The organism is Nitratireductor alexandrii, from assembly GCF_004000215.1.
Taxonomy (GTDB): domain Bacteria; phylum Pseudomonadota; class Alphaproteobacteria; order Rhizobiales; family Rhizobiaceae; genus Mangrovimarina; species Mangrovimarina alexandrii.
Genome location: NZ_RBVY01000004.1, coordinates 90761 through 110658, shown reverse-complemented (window position 1 = coordinate 110658; position 19898 = coordinate 90761). Strand labels below are relative to the sequence as shown.

General features: G+C 66.5%; 21 protein-coding genes. 2 read left to right on the top strand and 19 right to left on the bottom strand.

Annotated elements, in window-relative coordinates; all coding sequences use genetic code 11:
• Positions 1-56: 56 nt before the first annotated feature.
• On the bottom strand, positions 57-266 hold the full coding sequence (locus EP380_RS10025) for a hypothetical protein (RefSeq protein ID WP_106569555.1): 210 nt from the start codon (positions 264-266) through the stop codon (positions 57-59).
• Positions 267-567: 301 nt separating this feature from the next.
• Here EP380_RS10025 and EP380_RS10020 point away from each other — a divergent pair, with 301 nt between their 5' ends.
• Positions 568-1095, top strand: a complete 528-nt coding sequence (locus EP380_RS10020; RefSeq protein WP_158264289.1) for a GNAT family N-acetyltransferase — start codon at positions 568-570, stop codon at positions 1093-1095.
• Positions 1096-1116: 21 nt separating this feature from the next.
• Here EP380_RS10020 and EP380_RS10015 read toward each other — a convergent pair whose 3' ends face one another.
• The 16 genes from EP380_RS10015 to EP380_RS09940 all read right to left on the bottom strand — a co-directional run bounded on the left by EP380_RS10015 (position 1117) and on the right by EP380_RS09940 (position 17544).
• Positions 1117-1449: a hypothetical protein gene (locus tag EP380_RS10015; RefSeq protein WP_106569557.1), complete on the bottom strand. Its 333-nt coding sequence runs from the start codon at positions 1447-1449 to the stop codon at positions 1117-1119.
• A gap of 106 nt (positions 1450-1555) precedes the next feature.
• Positions 1556-2233, bottom strand: coding sequence for a L,D-transpeptidase (locus EP380_RS10010; protein WP_420845852.1), 678 nt, complete (start codon positions 2231-2233; stop codon positions 1556-1558).
• On the bottom strand, positions 2230-3189 hold the full coding sequence (locus tag EP380_RS10005) for an ABC transporter substrate-binding protein (RefSeq protein WP_420845858.1): 960 nt from the start codon (positions 3187-3189) through the stop codon (positions 2230-2232). The genes EP380_RS10010 and EP380_RS10005 overlap by 4 nt, the downstream gene beginning before the upstream one ends.
• Before the next feature lie 172 nt (positions 3190-3361).
• Positions 3362-4852, bottom strand: coding sequence for a glycerol kinase GlpK (gene glpK, locus EP380_RS10000; protein WP_127598370.1), 1491 nt, complete (start codon positions 4850-4852; stop codon positions 3362-3364).
• A 110-nt stretch (positions 4853-4962) separates the two neighbouring features.
• Positions 4963-6684 (bottom strand): ABC transporter substrate-binding protein, encoded by a 1722-nt coding sequence (locus EP380_RS09995; RefSeq protein ID WP_127598368.1) that lies wholly within the window; start codon positions 6682-6684, stop codon positions 4963-4965.
• A 68-nt stretch (positions 6685-6752) separates the two neighbouring features.
• Positions 6753-7019: a DUF2160 domain-containing protein gene (locus tag EP380_RS09990; RefSeq protein WP_338036300.1), complete on the bottom strand. Its 267-nt coding sequence runs from the start codon at positions 7017-7019 to the stop codon at positions 6753-6755.
• Positions 7020-7159: 140 nt separating this feature from the next.
• On the bottom strand, positions 7160-8035 hold the full coding sequence (locus tag EP380_RS09985) for a carbohydrate ABC transporter permease (RefSeq protein WP_164749821.1): 876 nt from the start codon (positions 8033-8035) through the stop codon (positions 7160-7162).
• A 1-nt stretch (position 8036) separates the two neighbouring features.
• A complete protein-coding gene (locus EP380_RS09980; protein WP_106569562.1) occupies positions 8037-8903 on the bottom strand; it encodes a carbohydrate ABC transporter permease in 867 nt (288 codons plus the stop codon).
• Complete coding sequence (locus tag EP380_RS09975) at positions 8900-9991, bottom strand: ABC transporter ATP-binding protein (RefSeq protein ID WP_106569563.1); 1092 nt, start codon at positions 9989-9991, stop codon at positions 8900-8902. The genes EP380_RS09980 and EP380_RS09975 overlap by 4 nt, the downstream gene beginning before the upstream one ends.
• Positions 9978-11084: an ABC transporter ATP-binding protein gene (locus EP380_RS09970; RefSeq protein ID WP_127598365.1), complete on the bottom strand. Its 1107-nt coding sequence runs from the start codon at positions 11082-11084 to the stop codon at positions 9978-9980. The genes EP380_RS09975 and EP380_RS09970 overlap by 14 nt, the downstream gene beginning before the upstream one ends.
• 14 nt (positions 11085-11098) lie before the next feature.
• Positions 11099-12628, bottom strand: a complete 1530-nt coding sequence (glpD, locus tag EP380_RS09965) for a glycerol-3-phosphate dehydrogenase (RefSeq protein ID WP_238719815.1) — start codon at positions 12626-12628, stop codon at positions 11099-11101.
• Positions 12629-12737: 109 nt separating this feature from the next.
• Positions 12738-13502 carry a DeoR/GlpR family DNA-binding transcription regulator gene (locus tag EP380_RS09960; RefSeq protein WP_106569566.1) on the bottom strand — a complete coding sequence of 255 codons (765 nt, stop codon included), beginning with the start codon at positions 13500-13502 and terminating at the stop codon, positions 12738-12740.
• A gap of 89 nt (positions 13503-13591) precedes the next feature.
• The gene (locus EP380_RS09955) at positions 13592-14320 is read right to left on the bottom strand and encodes a proteasome-type protease (RefSeq protein WP_127598361.1); all 729 of its coding nucleotides are present in this window, start codon (positions 14318-14320) and stop codon (positions 13592-13594) included.
• 36 nt (positions 14321-14356) lie between these two features.
• Positions 14357-15151, bottom strand: a complete 795-nt coding sequence (locus tag EP380_RS09950; RefSeq protein WP_127598359.1) for a transglutaminase family protein — start codon at positions 15149-15151, stop codon at positions 14357-14359.
• Between the two features lie 15 nt (positions 15152-15166).
• Entirely contained in the window at positions 15167-16108 is a 942-nt protein-coding gene (locus EP380_RS09945) for an alpha-E domain-containing protein (protein WP_127598357.1), read from the bottom strand.
• Positions 16109-16128: 20 nt separating this feature from the next.
• Positions 16129-17544 (bottom strand): circularly permuted type 2 ATP-grasp protein, encoded by a 1416-nt coding sequence (locus tag EP380_RS09940; protein WP_164749820.1) that lies wholly within the window; start codon positions 17542-17544, stop codon positions 16129-16131.
• A gap of 264 nt (positions 17545-17808) precedes the next feature.
• Here EP380_RS09940 and EP380_RS09935 point away from each other — a divergent pair, with 264 nt between their 5' ends.
• Positions 17809-18228 carry a DUF4864 domain-containing protein gene (locus tag EP380_RS09935; protein ID WP_127598355.1) on the top strand — a complete coding sequence of 140 codons (420 nt, stop codon included), beginning with the start codon at positions 17809-17811 and terminating at the stop codon, positions 18226-18228.
• Between the two features lie 12 nt (positions 18229-18240).
• Here the strand turns inward: EP380_RS09935 and EP380_RS09930 are convergent, their stop codons facing one another.
• On the bottom strand, positions 18241-18648 hold the full coding sequence (locus EP380_RS09930; protein ID WP_164749819.1) for a DUF2177 family protein: 408 nt from the start codon (positions 18646-18648) through the stop codon (positions 18241-18243).
• Between the two features lie 88 nt (positions 18649-18736).
• Positions 18737-19867 (bottom strand): tRNA guanosine(34) transglycosylase Tgt, encoded by a 1131-nt coding sequence (gene tgt / locus EP380_RS09925; RefSeq protein ID WP_127598351.1) that lies wholly within the window; start codon positions 19865-19867, stop codon positions 18737-18739.
• Positions 19868-19898 lie beyond the last annotated feature (31 nt).

The following is a 19898-nucleotide window of genomic DNA, read 5'->3' as shown; positions in this document are numbered from 1 at the left end:
AGTCATCTCCCCGAGTACGGCAAACCGCCTTCATCGCCGACCTGGGACGGGGCGCTCTACGTCTTGCGGCGTCCGCCGGCCACCGAGGAGGAAATAGCGGAAATGGAATCGCTGGCGGGAAACGTGTCCTCCAGCCCTTCCTGCAGTTCCTCTTCCAGATTTTCGGCAAGATCGTTGCCGCCGGCGGCGCGCGCCTTGCGGAAGGCGTCGGCGGCCGGCGAGGCGCGCGGCGTTTCGGGTTTTCGGACGGGCTTCTTGCCGGACATGGGCCTCTCCTTCGCAACGACGCGGCTACGGCGTTAAGATAGGCCGCGCGCGCATCGTTACCAAGGCCTGCCCGTCAAAGCGGTTGCCGGCGGGCCTGTCGGGAACTTTACGCGCCGGTCGCGCGTTGGATCGCGTCTGGCCTCTTTTTGTCAGGACAGGCAACGGCCGGCAGCGCCATTCGCCCCCTCGCGGCGCTGCCGGTCCCCCGTGCACAACTCCGTACGGGCCGCGCGGCGAAGAGGCGTGATGCCGGCGCGGCAAAGGCGCGTTATCATCGCCGCCGGCCAGCGGGACGAAACGATGGGCGAGAAGCGGCGCGACGAGGAAAGCGGCACGGTCACGGTGCGCCCGGCAACGGCGGCCGACAGCGCGGCGATATCCGATCTCCTGGCGCGCTCCTACCCTGCCGCCTATGCCGGCTGGTACGAAGCGGGTCTGCTTGCCCGCGCCCTGCCCTTCATGACCCGCGCCAATCCCGGCCTGATCGCGTCCGGCACCTTCCATGTCGCCTTTTTGAACGGGCGGCTTGCCGGCTGCGGCGGCTGGTCGCCCTGCGCGCCCGACGGACGGGAACGGGCCGGCACGGCGCATCTGCGCCATTTCGCCGTCGACCCGGCAGCGATGCGCCGCGGTCTCGGGCGCGCGCTTTACCGGCGCTGCCGCGACGAGGCCCGCGCGCGCGGCTTCACGCGCTTGGAATGCCAGTCGAGCCTGCCGGCCGAGGCGTTCTACCGCCGGCTCGGCTTCGCGCGCGTCGCGGCGAGCACCATCGTACTGCCGGACGGCACGGCATTTGCCGGCGTGCTGATGCGGGCCGCGATCGCCTGAGCGTCCCGCCGCAGGCGCCGATCACACCGGCTGCACGGATTTCACGTTGCCGTCGCTGTCGACGATGCAGCTCGTGCGCTGGCCGTTGGCGTCGACCTCGACCTGATAATTCTGCGAATCGAGCTGGCGCGAGGAGACTGGCAACACCTTGTCGCCCGGCGCGCCGGTGGCCTCGGCGGCCGCCCCCGCGCACAGCAACTGCAAATCGGCCGGTGCGGTGTTGAGCGTGGTGCGCGCGCGCTGGTCGGGTTCGGGATCGCTGGTCGCGCATGCCGAAAGCGCAACCGCCAGGGCGGCTGTCGCCAGCGCCGCCGACACCGACCTCGCCCGGCCCGATCTTGCTGTGTGCTGCATTGTCCCCTCTCGCGGCCTGTTTTGCCTGTCTGCCTTGCGGCCGCCTTCTGCATGGCGCTCCGCCGTGTCGGGTCCGCACGGCACGACCCGTCTCGCGAACCCGGCCTCACACGCCCTTGTAGAGCGCGGCCCCCTGCATCAGCACGATCACCTTGGCGCCGACTTCGATCCGTTCGTGCAGATGGACGATGTCGTCATTGTTCATGCGGATGCAGCCCGACGACACGTCGAGGCCGATCGTCCACGGTTCCGGCGTGCCGTGAATGCGGTAGATCGTGTCGCGGCCGCCCTCGTAGAGATAGAGCGCGCGCGCGCCGAGCGGATTGTTCGGTCCACCGGGCATGCCGCCGGCCCATTTGGCCGCGTTCGGGTCGCGCGCCACCATCTCGGCCGGCGGCGTCCAGGTCGGCCATTCCGCCGTGCGCCCGATCTTGACGATGCCCGCCCAGCCGAACCCCTCGCGGCCGACGCCGATCCCGTAGCGGATCGCCTGGTGGCCGGGCTGGACCAGATAGAGAAAATGCTGGTTGCCGTCGATGATGATGGTGCCCGGCCTCTCGGCGGTACGGAACTTCACCACCTGGCGCCGGAAGGCTTCCGGCACCTGCTTGTGCGCGGCATAATATTTATGCGCCTTCTTGCGGTCGTAATCGATCCATTTGCGGGTGATGGGATCGAAGATCTGGGTCTGCGCGGCGACCACGGCCACGCTGGCCAGCCCGAGCGCGGCCGCCAGCAGCGCCACCGCCACCGGGCGCCGGGACAAGGTTCTGCTCACGCTCATGGTTTGGCCCATCCCTTCACCCGCTGCTCATGCGCGCCGATCCACTGCGCGGCCAGCGCCTGCGGTTCGACGCGGTCGACCTGCAGCGCATAGGTCATCGCCGTGATCTCGGCCGGCGTGAAATCGATCTTTTCCAGAAACGCGGCGATCTCGGGCCGCTCCGTTGCCAGCGCCGTGGCGTAGGCGATGTGGAAATGGGCGATGTTCCAGGCGACCGGCGCGCTCGATTTGGAAATCCACAGCGGGTCCTCGGCCGGCGAGACGATGTTCCATTTCGTCCGGTCGAAATCCGGCTCGCTCAGCCGCACGATATCGTGCAGCTTGAAGACGTGATGCGGCGCGTAGCAGGCAAACACCATCGGCCGTGCTGTCGCGACCGCGGCGTCGACGGCGGCCATGCCGACATCCTCCTCGGCCTCGACCAGCGTCAGGTTCTTGGCATAGCCGTAGCTGTTGGCGCGTACCTTCTCGATGCCGGTCGACGACCAGGTCGCCGCGCCGACCCACATCTCGCCCTGCCCGTCGCCGTCGGTATCGAGGATCGCGGTCTTTTCGGGGTCGCTCAGATCTTTGACGTCGCGCAGGCCGGCCGCCGCCGCATCGGGCGTGGCGCACAGGCCCTGCCAGGCCGGCACGCCGAAAAGGCTCACCGTCACGCTGCCGCGATCGGCGGCGTAGCGCTTGATCAGATCGTCCAGATTGGGGCGCCAGACTTCGGGGTGAATGTCGACCTCGCCCGAATCCAGCCCGGCAAACGCCGTCAGCGTGCCGAGTTCGCGAGTCTCGACATCGAGGCCGAACTCGCGCTCGATCGCCGCCGACACGATATGGGCGGTGGCCCGCCCGGACGGCCAGTTGGGTTCGGCGACCACCAGGTCCGCCGCCAGGCCGGGCCCGGCGAGTGCGAAAAACGAGGCCAGGGCCGAAACCGCCGCAGCCGACATGCCAATCCGCATCTGCTCCATCCTCCGATCCCCAAAGGGTAGGTTCGGGACGCGGCATGTCAAGCCGCTTGCGGCGATGGCGGGGTTTTGCCTTTGGTAGCGGAAAAGATCGCCTCGGGCTTGTTCCGAAACAGCAATTGTGACGGCTGCGCCGCGCGCGGGCCGAGGGTCGGGGGCCCTGCCCCTAGCGCGACAGCGTGCGTTTGACCGCGTCCGTCCAGCCGCGGATCTTGCGCTTGCGTTCGGCCGCCTCCATGCGCGGCTCGAAACGGCGGTCGAGCGCCCAACTGGCGGCGAAGGCCTGCGCGTTCGGCCACGCGCCGGCCTGCGAGCCGGCCAGCCACGCCGCCCCGAGCGCGGTGGTTTCCAGGATCTGCGGCCGGTCGACGGCCGCGTCGAGAATGTCGGCCAGGCACTGCATCGTCCAGTCGGAGGCGACCATGCCGCCGTCGACCCGCAGCACGGTCTGCGAGGCGCCCGCCTTCCAGTCCTTGCGCATCGCCTGCAAAAGGTCGCGGGTCTGGTAGGCGACCGATTCCAGCACCGCGCGCGCCAGTTCCGCCGGTCCCGAATTGCGCGTCAGGCCGAAAATCGCCCCGCGCGCGTCGGCGTCCCAGTGCGGCGCGCCGAGCCCGACAAAGGCGGGCACCACATAGACGTGCTGGGTCGGGTCGGCCTGCGCGGCGAGTTTTCCGGTCTCCTCCGCCTTGTCGATGATTTTTAGCCCGTCGCGCAGCCATTGCACGGCCGCGCCGGCGATGAAGATCGAGCCCTCCAGCGCATAGGTGGTACGGCCGTCGAGCCGGTAGGCGATGGTGGTCAGGAGCCGGTTCTTCGAGCGCACCATGTCGGCGCCGGTGTTGAGCAGCGCGAAACAGCCGGTGCCGTAGGTCGACTTCATCATGCCCGGCTCGAAACAGGCCTGGCCGATCGTCGCCGCCTGCTGGTCGCCGGCCACGCCGCGGATCGGGATTTCGGCGCCGAACAAATCCTTGCGCGTCGCGCCGAAATCGTCGGCGCAGTTTTTGACGGTCGGCAGCATGGCGACGGGAATGCCCAGAATTTCGAGCAGCTCGTCGTCCCAGCGATTGTCGGCGATGTTGTAGACCAGCGTGCGCGAGGCGTTGGTGGCGTCGGTGGCGTGCACGGTGCCGCCGGTCAGCCGCCAGATCAGGAAACTGTCGATCGTGCCGGCCAGAAGCTCGCCGCGCTCGGCGCGGGCGCGCGCGCCCTTCACCTTGTCGAGCAGCCAGGCGATCTTGGTGCCCGAAAAATAGGGATCGAGCAGCAGCCCGGTCTTTTGGGTGAATGTCGGCTCCAGCCGCTTCTTCTTCAGCCGCGCGCATAGCGGCGCCGTGCGCCGGTCCTGCCACACGATCGCGTTGTGGATCGGTTCCCCGGTCGCCTTGTCCCACACCACCACGGTCTCGCGCTGGTTGGTGATGCCGATCGCGGCGATGTCGCCGGCCGCGAGCCCGGCCTTTTCCAGCGCCGTCTTCACCGTGGACACCACGGTCGCCCAGATGTCCTCGGGGTCGTGCTCGACCCAGCCCGACGCCGGATAATGCTGGGCGAACTCCTCCTGGCCGATCGCGACGATCTTCATGTCGGCGTCGAAGACGATGGCGCGCGAGGAGGTGGTGCCCTGGTCGATGGCGAGAATATGTCTGCTCATGGGACGGTCGTATCATATGCGGGTTGAAGGACGCAGCCCCTGCCGGGTCGCCCGGCGCGGGACAGGAACGGGGGCGGCCATGCCGCCCCCGTCCGCCGGCTGGACCGGACTTACTGCCAGCTCTTGACCAGATCGTCGTAATTGACGGTCTGCGGCTGTTCCTTCTCGTTCTCGACCTTGAGCTGCGGCGCCAGGTTGCCCTTTTCGACCGCGTCCTTGTTCCAGTACTCGAGATCGTGCTCCTCGGCGAGCTTGGGGCCGAACTCGCCCTGCACGCCGGCCCGCTCCAGGCGTTCCAGAACCCGCTCCTGCTCCGCGCACAGCGAATCCATCGCCTCCTGGGCCGATTTGGCGCCCGACGAGGCATCGCCGATCGCCTGCCACCAAAGCTGCGCCAGCTTGGGATAGTCGGGCACGTTGGTGCCGGTCGGCGACCATTGCAGCCGCGCCGGCGAGCGGTAGAACTCGATCAGGCCGCCGAGCTTGGGCGCGCGGTCGGTGAAGCTCTCATGATCGAGCGTGGACTGGCGGATGAAGGTCAGGCCGACATGGCTCTTCTTCACGTCGACGGTCTTCGAGGTCACGAACTGGGCGTAGAGCCAGGCCGCCTTGGCGCGGTCGTCGGGCGTCGACTTCATCAGCGTCCAGGAACCGGCGTCCTGATAGCCGAGCTTCATGCCGTCCTTCCAGTAGACGCCGTGCGGCGACGGGGCGAAGCGCCATTTCGGCGTGCCGTCCTCGTTGACCACCGGCAGCCCGTCCTTGACCATGTCGGCGGTGAAGGCGGTGTACATGAACATCTGCTGGGCGATCTCGCCCTGGGCCGGCACCGGACCGGACTCCGAGAAGGTCATGCCTTGCGCGGCGGCCGGGGCGTAGGCCTCCATCCAGTCGAGATATTTTTGGATGGCGTAGACGGCGGCCGGGCCGTTGGTGTCGCCGCCGCGGGCCACGCACGAGCCGACCGGACGCGAATTCTCGTCGACCTTGATGCCCCATTCGTCGACCGGCAGCCCGTTGGGGATGCCCTTGTCGCCGTTGCCGGCCATCGACAGCCACGCATCGGTGAACCGCCAGCCCAGCGACGGGTCCTTCTTGCCATAGTCCATATGGCCGTAGACCTTCTTGCCGTCGATCTCGCGGCCGGTGAAGAACTCGGCGATGTCCTCATAGGCCGACCAGTTGACCGGCACGCCGAGATCGTAGCCGTATTTCTCCTTGAAATCGGCCTGGTTCTTCTCGTCGTTGAACCAGTCGTAGCGGAACCAGTAGAGGTTCGCGAACTGCTGATCGGGAAGCTGGTAAAGCTTGCCGTCCGGCGCGGTGGTGAACGATTTGCCGATGAAGTCGTCGATGTCGAGGTTCGGGTTGGTGACGTCCTTGCCCTCGTTTTCCATCCAGTCGCTCAGATTGCGCGCCTGCTGGTAGCGCCAATGGGTGCCGATCAGGTCGGAATCGTTGATGTAGCCGTCATAGATGTTCTCGCCCGACTGCATCTGCGTCTGCAGCTTCTCCACCACGTCGCCCTCGCCGATCAGGTCGTGCGTGACCTTGATGCCGGTGATGGCGGTGAAGGCGGGCGCCAGCACCTTGGATTCGTATTCATGCGTGGTGATCGTCTCCGACACCACCTTGATCTCCATGCCGGCCAGCGGCTCGGCCGCGTCGATGAACCACTGCATCTCGGCTTCCTGCCCGGCCCGGTCGAGCGACGACATGTCGCCGATCTCGGCGTCGAGGAAGGCCTTGGCGGCCTCCATGTCGGCGAAAGCCGGCCCCGCCGTCAAAAGCAGCGCCAGCGCCGCGGTCGATGTCATCAAATGGCGTCTCATCAATTCCTCCCAAGGTTACCGATGAAATCCGAACGCGGGCCTTGCGCCCGGCCGGTCAGTTCCCCGCCCTAGACGAAACGGAATACGCCGATCGCGTAGACCGCCGACAGGGCGAGAGCCCACCACAGGCCGGGTCCGACAAGACCCAGCCAAGCGAGATGGATGAAGGCGCTGCCGAGCAGCGAAACGAACAGCCGGTCCCCGCGCGTCGTCTCGAAGCGCAGGATGCCGACGCGCGGATGGCCGCCGGGGCGCGCATATTCCCAGATCGCCATCAGCGCCAGAAACAGAAAGATGCTCAGGAAGAACAAGGCGGTCGGAAACGACCACGCCATCCACGAGCCGGGAAACAGCGACGCCTGCCAGTCGATCGCGCCGTCCTTGACCGGCAGCCGGTTGGCCAGCAGCCAGGCGGTCGCGGCATAGGCGGCGAGCACGCCGGCCAGCGGCAGTTTCCAGTTGCGCGTGCGCTCCATCACACCCTCCCCAGGGCGAAGCCCTTGGCGATATAGTTGCGCACGAACCAGATCACGAGCGCGCCCGGGATGATGGTCAGCACGCCGGCGGCCGCCAGCACGCCCCAGTCGAGCCCGGAGGCCGACACGGTGCGCGTCATGGTCGCGGCGATCGGCTTGGCGTCGGTGGTCGTCAGCGTGCGCGCGATCAGCAGCTCGACCCACGAAAACATGAAGCAGAAGAAGGCCGCCACGCCGATGCCCGAGGCGATCAGCGGCATGAAGATCCTGACGAAGAAGCGCGGGAACGAATAGCCGTCAATATAGGCGGTCTCGTCGATCTCCTTGGGCACGCCGGACATGAAACCCTCCAGGATCCACACCGCCAGCGGCACGTTGAACAGGCAGTGCGCGATGGCCACCGCGATATGGGTGTCGATCAGGCCGAAGGCCGAATAGAGCTGGAAGAACGGCAGCGCGAACACCGCCGGCGGCGCCATGCGGTTGGTCAAAAGCCAGAAGAACAGGTGCTTGTCGCCGAGGAAGCGGTAGCGCGAGAACGCATAGGCCGCCGGCAGCGCCACGGTGACCGAGATCACCGTGTTCAAGACCACGTAGATGATCGAGTTGATGTAGCCCGAATACCAGGACGGATCGGTGAAGATCACGGCGTAGTTGCGCAGCGTCGGCTCCTGCGGCCACAGCGAGAACGCGCCGAGGATTTCCTGGTTGGTCTTGAAGCTCATATTGGCGAGCCAGTAGATCGGCAGCATCAAAAAGACGATGTAGAGCGTGGGCACCAGCCAGGCGAAGCGCGCGCGCTCGCCGCGCCGGCGGATGCGCGCGGCCGCGGCCGGGGCGCGGCTTGCGGTCATCGTGTTGTCGGTCGCGGCCATCTCACTTCTCCGCGTCGTAATTGGTCATGACGGTGTAGAACACCCACGACAAAAGCAGGATGATCAGGAAGTAGATCAGCGACATCGCCGCCGCCGGTCCGAGGTCGAACTGACCGATCGCCATCTTGACCAGGTCGATCGACAAAAACGTCGTCGAATTGCCCGGCCCGCCGCCGGTGACGACGAACGGCTCGGTGTAGATCATGAAGGAATCCATGAAGCGCAGCAGGATGGCGATGGTCAAAACCCGCTTCATCTTCGGCAATTGGATATAGCGGAACACCGCCCAGCGCGAGGCGCCGTCGATGCGCGCGGCCTGGTAATAGGCGTCGGGAATGGAGACCAGGCCGGCATAACACAGCAGCACCACCAGGCTGGTCCAGTGCCACACATCCATCACGATCACCGTGATCCAGGCGTCGAACGGGTCGTTGACGTAATTGTAGTCGATGCCCAGCGCCCAGGTGGCCCGGCCGAGAAGGCCGATATCGATGCGGCCGAAGACCTGCCAGATCGTGCCGACCACGTTCCAGGGGATGAGCAGCGGCAACGCCATCAGCACCAGGCACACCGACACGCCCCAGCCCCGGCGCGGCATGTTGAGCGCGATCAGGATACCGAGCGGCACCTCGATGGCCAAAATGATCGCCGAAAACACCAGATTGCGGCCCATCGCGGCCCAGAACCGGTCCGACGACAATATTTCCTCGAACCATTCCGTGCCCGCCCAGAAGAACTGGTTGCCGCCGAACGTGTCCTGGACCGAATAATTGACCACCGTCATCAGCGGGATCGCGGCAGAAAACGCCACCAGCGCCAGCACCGGCAGCACCAGGAACCAGGCCTTGTTGTTCCAGGGCTTGTTCATGCCGTTTCTCCCTCGGCCGCGTTGTCGTAGTCGACGCGCCAGGAGCCGGCATAGATGTTGATGCCCTCGGGCGCGAAGCTGACGCGCGGCTCGGCCGGAATCTCGCCGTCCTCCGGCAGAACCGCCGCCAACGCGTGGCCGTCGACCACGGCGCGCACGATCTTCTGGCGGCCGATATCCTCGACCTTCTGGATCGTCGCCGGCATGCCCTGGCGGCCGATGCGGACGAATTCGGGCCGCACCCCGAGCTCGATCGCCCCGCCCATCGGCGTTTTCGGGATGCCGGGCAGCTCGATGGTTTCGTCGCCGAAGCGCGCCTGGCGGCCGGCCACCGAGACCGGCATCACGTTCATGCCCGGCGAGCCGATGAAATAGCCGACGAAGGTGTGCCTGGGCCGCTTGAACAGATCGGCCGGCGTGCCGATCTGGACGATCTCGCCCTCATACATCACCACCACGGAATCGGCGAAGGTCAGCGCCTCGGTCTGGTCGTGCGTGACATAGACCATGGTGTGGCCGAACCGCTTGTGCAGCAGCTTGAGCTGCGAGCGCAGCACCCATTTCATATGCGGGTCGATCACCGTCAGCGGCTCGTCGAACAGGATGGCGTTGACGTCGGAGCGCACCAGGCCGCGGCCGAGCGAGATTTTCTGCTTCTGGTCGGCGGTCATGCCCTGGGCCTTGCGGTGGGCCCAGTCGTTCAGGTCGATCATGTCGAGCGTCTCGCGCACCTTGCGCTCGACCTCGGCCTCGCCGACGCCGCGATTGCGCAGCGGAAAGGCGAGATTGTCGTAGACCGTCATCGTGTCGTAGACGACCGGGAACTGGAACACCTGGGCGATGTTGCGCGCTTCGGTCGGGTAGTGCGAGACGTCCTCGCCGTCGAACAGAAGCCGGCCTTCGGAGGCGTGCAGCAGCCCGGAGATGATGTTGAGCAAGGTCGTCTTGCCGCAGCCCGACGGGCCGAGCAGCGCGTAGGCGCCGCCATCCTTGAAGACGTGGTGCACTTCCTTCAGCGCGTAGTCGTCGTCGCTCGCCGGCTGGGCGAGATAGGAGTGGCGGATATGGTCGAGTTCAATCCTGGCCATCGTGTCCTCCCCGCCCCGCCCCTGTGTCGACGCCGGCCACCGTGCGGCCGTGCGCGTCGAAGATCATCACGTGGCGCGTGTCGATGAACGCCCTGATCTGGCTGCCGACCTCGAAATCATGAATGCCGGGCGCCAGCATCACCCAGCTCTGGCCGGCGAAATCCAGATGCACGAAGCTTTCCGAGCCGGTGAGTTCGGTCACCGTCACCGTCGCCGTCAGTTCGCCGGCCTCCGGCGACGGGCTTTCCAGCGTCAGATGGTGGGGACGGAAACCGGCGCGATAGGCGCCGTCGGCGAGTGCTGCAAACCCGTCGACGGCTTTCAGGCGCACGCCGTCGCCGAGTTCGAAGGCGGCGCCCGTCTTGACCACGTCGATCGTGTTGAGCGGCGGATCGGAAAAGGTTTGCGCGGTGACCAGGTCGACCGGGTTGCGGAACACCTCGATCGTCGGGCCGAACTGCGTCACCCGGCCCTGCGACAGCGTGGCGGTGTTGCCGCCCAGAAGCAGCGCCTCGTGCGGCTCGGTGGTGGCGTAGACGAAGATCGCGCCGGATTCGGCAAAAATCTTCGGCAGTTCGTCGCGCAGTTCCTCGCGCAGCTTGTAGTCCAGGTTGGCGAGCGGCTCGTCGAGCAGCACCAGGCCGGCATTCTTGACCATCGCGCGCGCCAGCGCGGTGCGCTGCTGCTGCCCGCCCGACAAATTGAGCGGGGTGCGGTCGAGATAGGGCGACAGACGCAACAGCTCGGCCGCGCGGCGCACCTCCTTGTCGATCCGGTCGGCGGCGGCGCCGGCCACCCTCAGCGGCGAGGCGATGTTTTCGTAGACCGTCATCGCCGGATAGTTGATGAATTGCTGGTAGACCATGGCGACGTTGCGCTTTTGCACCGCGACCCCGGTCACGTCGGCGCCGTCGAACCACACGCTGCCGGCGGTCGGCACGTCGAGCCCGGCCATCAGCCGCATCAGCGTCGTCTTGCCGGCGAGCGTGGGGCCGAGCAGCACGTTGAGCGTGCCGCGCTCGATCGCCAGCGACACGTCGCGAATATGCGTGTCGCCGCCGACGATCTTGGACACGTTCCTCAGTTCAAGCATCCGTCCGCTCCAGCCTAGCCCGCGGCCGCACTGCCGGCCCGGCCGCCGGCCTCGTGCATGAACGCCTCCAGCGCGGCCGCCTCCTCGCCCGACAGCCGCAGCCCCCGCTTGGTCCGGCGCCACAGCACGTCCTCGGCGCTGAACGCCCATTCGTTTTCCATCAGGTAGCGCACTTCGCACTCGTAAAGGTCCGCCCCGAAACAGCGGCCCAGATCGGCCTGCGTGCGCGCGGCGCCGAGTATGGCACGCGCGCGCGTGCCGTAAAGACGCACCAGGCGGCGCGCGTGCGCGGCTTCCAGAAAGCCGTAATCCGCGCGCAGCCGCTCGACCTCCTCGGCAAACCCCGTGACCGGAAAATCCCCGCCGGGCAGCTTTGCGTCGGCCGTCCACGGCGCGCCCTTCTTGCCGATCCGCTCGCCGATCCGCTCCAGCATCGCCTCGGCGAGCCGGCGATAGGTGGTGATCTTGCCGCCGAAAATATTCTCCAGCGGCGCCTGGCCGTCGCCGCCCTCGCCCTTCAGCACGTAGTCGCGGGTCGCCTCCTGGGCCTTGGAGGCGCCGTCGTCGTAGAGCGGGCGCACGCCCGAATAGGTCCACACGATGTCGGCGCGGCGAACCGGCTCGGCGAAATATTCGCTGGCCGCCGCGCACAGATAGTCGATTTCCTCGTCGCTGATCGCCGCCTTGCCGGGTTCGCCGTCATAATCGCGGTCGGTGGTGCCGATCAGCGTGAAATCCTCCTCGTAGGGGATGGCGAAGATGATGCGGCCGTCGCGGTTCTGGAAGAAATAGGCGCGCGGATCGTCGAATTTGCGCTTGATGACGATGTGGCTGCCCTGGACGAGCCGCACATTGGCGACGCCGTTCTTGCCGAGCGCGCCCGCCAGCACCTCGTCGACCCAGGGCCCGGCCGCGTTGACGAGCATGCGCGCGCGCAGCGTCTGCTTGAAGCCGGTGTCGCGATCCTGGGCCTCGATGCGCCAGACCGCGCCGTCGCGGGCGGCGCGCACGATCTTGGTGCGGGTGCGGATGTCGGCGCCGCGATCGGCCGCGTCGCGGGCGTTGAGCACCACGAACCGGGCGTCGTTGACCCAGCAGTCGGAATATTCGAAGGCGCGCGAGAACAGCGGCTTCAGCGGCTTGCCGGCCGCGTCTTGGCGCATGTCGAGCGTCCTGGTCGCCGGCAGCAATCTGCGCCCGCCGATGTGGTCGTACAAAAACAGGCCGAGCCGCAGCAGCCAGGCCGGGCGCAGGCCCTTGTGGTGCGGCAGCACGAAACGCATCGGCCAGATGATGTGCGGCGCCAGCCGCCACAGCACCTCGCGTTCCATCAGCGCCTCGCGCACCAGCCGGAACTCGTAAAACTCCAGATAACGCAGGCCGCCATGGATGAGCTTGGTCGACCACGACGAGGTGCCGCTGGCGAGATCGTTCATTTCGGCCAGGAACACCGAATAGCCGCGCCCGGCCGCGTCGCGGGCGATGCCGCAGCCATTGATGCCGCCGCCGATGACGGCGATGTCGTAGAGCCGGTCGTCGCTCAAGAAATCCTCCCGGCTTTCGCAATGCAACATAGACGCGAGACGAAAGCGTTAAAAAGAACTAAATCGAAATAAAAGCGCGTGTCAAACGAAAGTTGCCGTCAGCGTGCCGCTATTGGCCCGACTCGATCAGCCGCACCTCGGCTTCGGCGCAGATGGCGCGGATCGCCTTGAAGCCGCACTGGTCGGTGATGAAGGTGTCGACCTGCGACAGATGGCCGATGCGCACCGGCGCGGTGCGCTCGAACTTGGTCGAATCGGCGACCAGGATGACGTGGCGCGCATTGGCGATGATCGCCTGCGCGACCTTGACCTCGCGAAAGTCGAAATCCAGCAGCGCGCCGTCCTGATCGATCGCCGACGTGCCGATCACCGCATAGTCGACCTTGAACTGGCGGATGAAATCGACCGCCGCCTCGCCGACAATGCCGCCGTCCGAGCCGCGCACGACGCCGCCGGCAATCACCACCTCGATCGAGGGATAGACCCGCATCCTGTTGGCAACGTTGATATTATTGGTGATGACCATCAATCCGTTGTGATCGAGCAGCGCCCGCGACACCGCCTCCGTCGTGGTGCCGATATTGATGAACAGCGAGGCGCTGTCGGGGATCAGGCGCGCGGCAGCCCGGCCGATCGCCGCCTTCTCGTCGGCCGCGATCTTGCGCCGCGCCTCGTATTGCATGTTCTCGATGCCCGACGGGTAGAGCGCGCCGCCGTGGATGCGGGTGAGATGGCGCTGATCGCACAGATCGTTGAGATCCTTGCGGATCGTCTGCGGCGTGACGCCGAATTCCGCCGCCAGCTCCTCCACGGTGACCCGCCCGTCCTGCTTGGCCCGGTCGATGATGGCGGTGTGGCGCGGGGTCAGATACATCGGCGTTTCGTCTCTTTCGTTTTCCTTTCGAATAAAGAAAAACGAAAGTCAGCCGATTGCAAGGGATTTTTGGCCGCTGCCGCCCGCGCCTAGAGCGGGAAGTCGGGCAATTGGCGAAAGGCCGTCTTCAGCGCGTCCGACCAGCCGTCTGAAATCCTGCGATAATAGGCATCGTCTGCGGTGACGCGGATTTGCTTGCCGAGGGCGAAACTGTCGCGCTCGTAGAACTGCATGTCGAGCGGCAATCCCACCGACAGGTTGGATTTCACGGTGGAATCGAACGAAACCAGCAACAGCTTGGCGGCCTCGGCGAAACTCATGCCGGCGTCGAAGGCGCGCACCAGGATCGGCTTGCCGTATTTGATCTCGCCGATCTGAAAAAACGGCGTGTCGGCGCCGGCTTCGACGAAATTGCCCTCGGGATAGATCATGAACAGCCGCGGTTCGGTGCCGCGGATCTGGCCGCCGAGGATGAAGGAGGCGCCGAACGCGTCCTGGCTCTGGCCGGCCGGCGCGGAGCCGGTGATGACCTCCTTCAGCAGATCGCCGACCACGCGCGCGGTCTGGTACATGGACGGCGTTTCCAGAAGCGAGGGCGAACGGTCGTGCGGCGCCTTGGCGCGCTCGTCGAGCAGGCTGACGACCGACTGGGTGGTCGCCAGATTGCCGGCCGCCAGCAGGACGATCACCCGCTCGCCCGGCTTCGTCCAGGAAAACATTTTTTTGAAGGTGGAGATGCTGTCGACGCCGGCATTGGTGCGCGTGTCGGACATGAAGGCTAGCCCGCAATCCATGCTGAGGGCGACGCAATAGGTCATGGGGAGAATCCGCCCGGAAAAATCGATGCGCTGCGATTACTGCTCGACAGTGACACGAACCGCAAGCAGTTCTTCGCCGCTGCCGTGCCGGATGCCGGAAACCGGGCAGGCATCGCGATAGTCGAGGCCGGTGGCCACGCGCACGTAGCGCGCGTCGGGCGAGACGCGGTTTGCCGGGTCGAAGCCCACCCAGCCCAGGCCGTTGACATGGACCTCGGCCCAGGCGTGGCTGGCCGCCTGCACGTCGGTGCCGTCCATATGCAGGTAGCCGCTGACATAACGGGCCGGAAAGCCGGTGCGGCGCGCCGCCGACACGAAGATATGCGCATGGTCCTGGCACACCCCGGTGCCGCGCTTGATCGCCTCTTCGGCCGGCGTTTCGGCGTCGGTGGTCCCGGTCTGGTAGGCGACGGTGTCGGCGATCGCGGCCATCAGCGCGTGCAGGCGCTCCACATCGGAGGCCGCGCCCATCTGCTCGACGAGGCGCGCCACGCCGGGCCCGGCCTTGGTCAGCGCCGTTTCGCGGCGAAACAGCCATAGCGGCGCGAAGCCGCGATGTTCGCCGACCACGCCGGCCGTGTCCTTGGTCTCGACCTCGCCGCGCGCTTCAACGGTGATGGCGTGCTGGCCGCCCTCGGCGCTGATCAGCACGGTGTCGTTGGCGAACTGGTCGCGGAAACGCACCTCCTCGCGCGCGCCTTCGATCGACAGGTCCCAGCCGTGCACGGTCTGCACCGGCCCCTGCTTGGGGATCAGCCGCAGCCGCTGCAGCGCGTAGCCCACCGGCGTATCGTAGCGATATTCGGTGTGGTGGCTGATTTTCAGACGCATTCGGCCCGCCCCTGTTCAGTAGAACCGGTAGTCGCGGGCGATCTCGTTGCCCAGCCGGTTGTTCTCGACGATGAAGTCGGACAAAAACTCGTGCAGCCCGATATCGAAGATGCGCTCGATCGTGTTGCCCTTGATCTTGCCGAGCGTGGTCTCGACGATGTCGTGGCAGGCATGGCGGGCGCCGTATTCGGCCGCCAGATAGTTCAGGCTTTCGGCGATGTTGCGGTAGCAGAACGCCAGCGATCGCGGCATGCGGCTGTTGAGGATCAGGAAATCGGCGATGTTGCTGGGTTTGTATTCGCCCTCGTAGACCCAGCCATAGGAGCGATGCGCCGCCACCGAGCGCAGGATCGATTCCCACTGGTAATTGTCGAGCGTCGAGCCGACCCAGGACAGCGACGGCAACAGCACGTAATATTTCACGTCGATGATGCGGGCGGTGTTGTCGGCGCGCTCCACGAACGTGCCGATCTGGGCGAAATCGAAAATCTCGTTGCGCAGCATGGTGCCGTAGAAGGCGCCGCGGATCAGCGCCGTCTCGCGCTTGATGGCGCCCAGCACCTTGGGCAGCTCGCGCGCGTCGACCGGCCGCGCCAGCATGCGTTTCATCGCCATCCAGGCCTCGTTGAGGCTTTCCCAGGTCTCGCGCGTCAGCGCGGTGCGCACCATGCGGCCATTGTTGCGCGCCGTCTCGATCGACGCCATCACGCTCGACGGGTTGGTCAGGTCGCGCAGCAGGAATTCCGACACGGTTTCCACGGTGGATTCGGTGTGACGGGCCTGGAAATCCGCCTGCAGGCCTGCGCTGACGATCACCGAGGCCCATTCCTCGGCCGGCGTGGTGGTGCGCGTCAGCGACAGGCGCAGGCCGGCATCGACGAGCCGGGCCATGTTTTCGGCCCGCTCGATATAGCGGTTCATCCAGTAGAGCCCGTTGGCGGTTCTACCGAGCAGCATGGCAGCAGCCCTTTCGCGCCTCAATCATCGAGCACCCAGGTGTCCTTGGTGCCGCCGCCCTGGGAGGAGTTGACCACCAGCGAGCCCTCCTTCAGCGCCACCCGCGTCAGCCCGCCGGGCACGATCTGGATCCTGTCGGAGACCAGCACGAACGGGCGCAGGTCGACATGGCGCGGCGCCAGGCCGGCTCCGGTCAGGACCGGGCAGGTCGACAGCGACAGGGTCGGCTGGGCGATATAGTTGCCCGGCCTGGCGACGAGTTTTTTGGCGAACGCCTCGCGCTCCTTTTTCGAGGCCGCCGGCCCGACCAGCATGCCGTAGCCGCCGGAGCCGTGCACCTCCTTGACCACCAGCTCGTCGAGATGGTCCAGCACATAGGCGAGACTGTCTTTTTCCGAGCAGCGCCAGGTCGGAATATTGCCCAGAAGCGGCTTGCGGCCGGTGTAGAACTCGATGATCTCGGGCATGTAGGAATAGATCGCCTTGTCGTCGGCGATGCCGGTGCCGGGCGCGTTGGCGATGGTGATGTTGCCGGCGCGGTAGACGTCCATGATGCCGGCCACGCCGAGCGCGGAATCGGGCCTGAAGGTCAAGGGGTCGAGGAAGGCGTCGTCGACACGGCGGTAGAGCACGTCGATTTCTTTGTAGCCCTCGGTGGTGCGCATGGCGACCCGGCCGTCGACGACCCTCAAATCGGAGCCCTCGACCAGCTCGACCCCCATCTGGTCGGCCAGAAAAGCATGCTCGAAATAGGCCGAGTTGTAGATGCCCGGCGTCAGCACCGCCACGCGCGGCGTGTCCTTGCGGCAGCCCTGCGGCCTGACGCGCGCCAGCGACTGGCGCAGCAAGTGCGGATAGTTTTCCACCGGCCGCACGCTGATCGACTGGAACAGCTCGGGAAAGAGCTGCATCATCGTCTCGCGGTTTTCCAGCATGTAGGACACGCCCGACGGCGTGCGCGCATTGTCCTCCAGCACGAAGAACTCGTTCTCGCCCGTCCTGACGATGTCGACGCCGATTATGTGGGTGTAGACGCCGGCCGGCGGGCGCACGCCGATCATTTCGGGCTGAAACGCCTCGTTGTTGGCGATCAGCTCCTTGGGCACGCGCCCGGCGCGCAGGATTTCCTGGCGGTGGTAGATGTCGTCGAGAAAGGCGTTCAGCGCCATCACGCGCTGCTCGATGCCCTGGGTCAGGCGGCGCCACTCGGCGCCCGAAATGATGCGCGGAACGATGTCGAACGGGATCAGCCGCTCGGCCGCCTCGGCCTCGCCGTAAACGGCGAAGGTGATGCCGGTTTTTCGAAAGACCTGTTCGGCGTCGCTCGCCTTTTCCGCCAGACGCGCCGCGTCCTGCGCTTTCAGCCAGTCATTGTAGTTCGCATATGGCCCGCGGACCGTGGTGCCGTCGGGCCGCATTTCATCGAATGCAACCACGCAACAATTCCCCTGTGGCTTGCATAACAAAGGGTTCGCCGGACGAAATCAAGCGCAGGGCGGGAAAAAGCCTTTCCCGTCGCTGCCGGGCAAACGCGGCAACCGGTCTTTTCCAGCGGTCGATATGTCGGGGTCGCACGGGTCACAGCCCGGCCGCCGGCGCCGTGAAACCGCAAACGGCCTGAAACCGTATATGGTTTTATAGCCAAGACGGCCGCCCGGTTCGCCACCGCCGCCCGGACGGCCCAAGCCCGGAGCGAAACAATGCCCGACTATCGCGTAATCGCCCTCATCCTGACCCTTTTTGGCGCCGGTCCGGCGCTTGCCGGCGAGGCCGAGATCCAGGCCGCCCAGTCGACGATCGACAAGCAGTTGCAGGCGTTTCTGGCAGATGACGGCGCGGCCGCCTACAGCCATGCCTCTCCGACGATCAAGAAACTCTATCCCACGGTCGGCGCCTTCATGACCATGGTCGAACGCGGCTACGCGCCCGTGCGGCAGCCGCAAAGCTATGCCTTCGGCGCCGCGAAGAAACTCGATCGGACCACGATCCTGCAAAAGGTCCATTTGGTCGGCCCCGACGGGCGCAACTATGTCGCCGTCTACACGCTCGAACTGCAGGCGGACGGCGTCTTTCGCATTTCCGGCTGCAGCCTGCGGGCCTCGAACGCGCTCAGCACCTGAGGCCCGGCCGGCTCACGCGAAACCGGCCGCGTTGAGGATCGCCAGCGTCGCGCCGGCGACCAGCGCGCCGAGGACGGCGCCCCAGCCCGTGTCCAGGACGGCGATCGCCCGGTCGTAGCCGCGAATGAGGGCAAGACTGGTGGCGTTGAAGGTGAGATAGCAGGAAAAACCGAACAGCGCCCCGTCGCGGGCGCCGGCGAGGACCGTGCCGCCGGCAAGGTTGCCGGCAACGGCGAAATAGACCAGCCCGGCGACGTAGAGCAGGTAAAACACCGTCGCCGGCGCCACAAGCGGGCTGTCGCGCAGGATCGCGCCGATGCGGGGGCGGTAGACGCGCGGGCCGACGATGCCGAGCCACAGCCCGTCGGCGATCAGGAACAGTACGAGCGCGACACCATAGGCAACGAGATGGTCGGCCAAGAGAACCTCGAAGGATAAGGGTTTCCCGCGCGGCGGCGGGCGACGCCCTGGGCGTCTCCTCTTCCTACGCAGGCCGGCCGGCGGCGGTTCACACCGGCGCCAGGTCGCCCCGCGCCCAGCCTTCGGCCAGCCCGGCGGCGTGGTCGGCAAGCCGGCCGGCCTCGATCGCGTCGCGCAGACCCTGCATCAGCGTCTGGTAGTAGGACAGGTTGTTCCAGGTCAGGAGCATGCCGCCCAGCGCCTCGCCCGCCTTGACCAGGTGGTGCAGATAGGCGCGGGAATAGTCGCGCGCGGCCGGACAGTCGCTTTCGGCGTCGAGCGGGCGCGGATCCTCGGCATGGCGGGCATTGCGCAGATTGATCTTGCCGTGCCGGGTATAGGCGAGCCCGTGGCGCCCGGCGCGGGTCGGCATGACGCAGTCGAACATGTCGATGCCGCGCTGCACCGATTTGACGATGTCGTCGGGCGTGCCGACGCCCATCAGGTAACGCGGCTTTTGGTGCGGCAGCGCCGGGCACACCGCGTCGAGCATGGCCAGCATCACCGGCTGCGGCTCGCCGACCGCCAGCCCGCCCACGGCATAGCCCTTCAGGTCGAGCGCGGTCAGCGCCTCGGCCGAGCGCACGCGCAGCGCCTCGTCGTCGCCGCCCTGCACGATGCCGAACATCGCCCGGCCGGGCTGGTCGCCGAAGGCCGTCTTGCAGCGTTCCGCCCAGCGCAGCGACAATTCCATCGACCGTTCGATCACGTCCCGTTCGGCCGGCAGCGCCACGCATTCGTCGAGCTGCATCTGGATGTCGGAGCCGAGCAGGCCCTGGATCTCGATCGAGCGCTCCGGCGACATCTCGTGCACCGCGCCGTCGATATGCGACTTGAAGGTGACGCCCTTTTCGGAAAGTTTGCGCAATTGCGCCAGCGACATCACCTGGAAGCCGCCCGAATCGGTCAGGATCGGATGCGGCCAGCGGGCGAATGCGTGCAGTCCGCCGAGCCTGGCGACGCGCTCGGCGCCCGGGCGCAGCATCAGATGATAGGTGTTGCCCAGGATAATGTCGGCGCCGAGCGCGCGCACCTGGTCCATATACATCGCCTTGACCGTGCCGGCGGTGCCGACCGGCATGAAGGCGGGCGTGCGGATCGTGCCGCGCGGCGTGGAAATTTCGCCGCGTCGCGCCGCGCCGTCGGTGGCGAGCAGGGAAAATCGAAAGCTTTGCGTCATCGCGATCTTCAACCGGCTGAAAGGCAGGCGT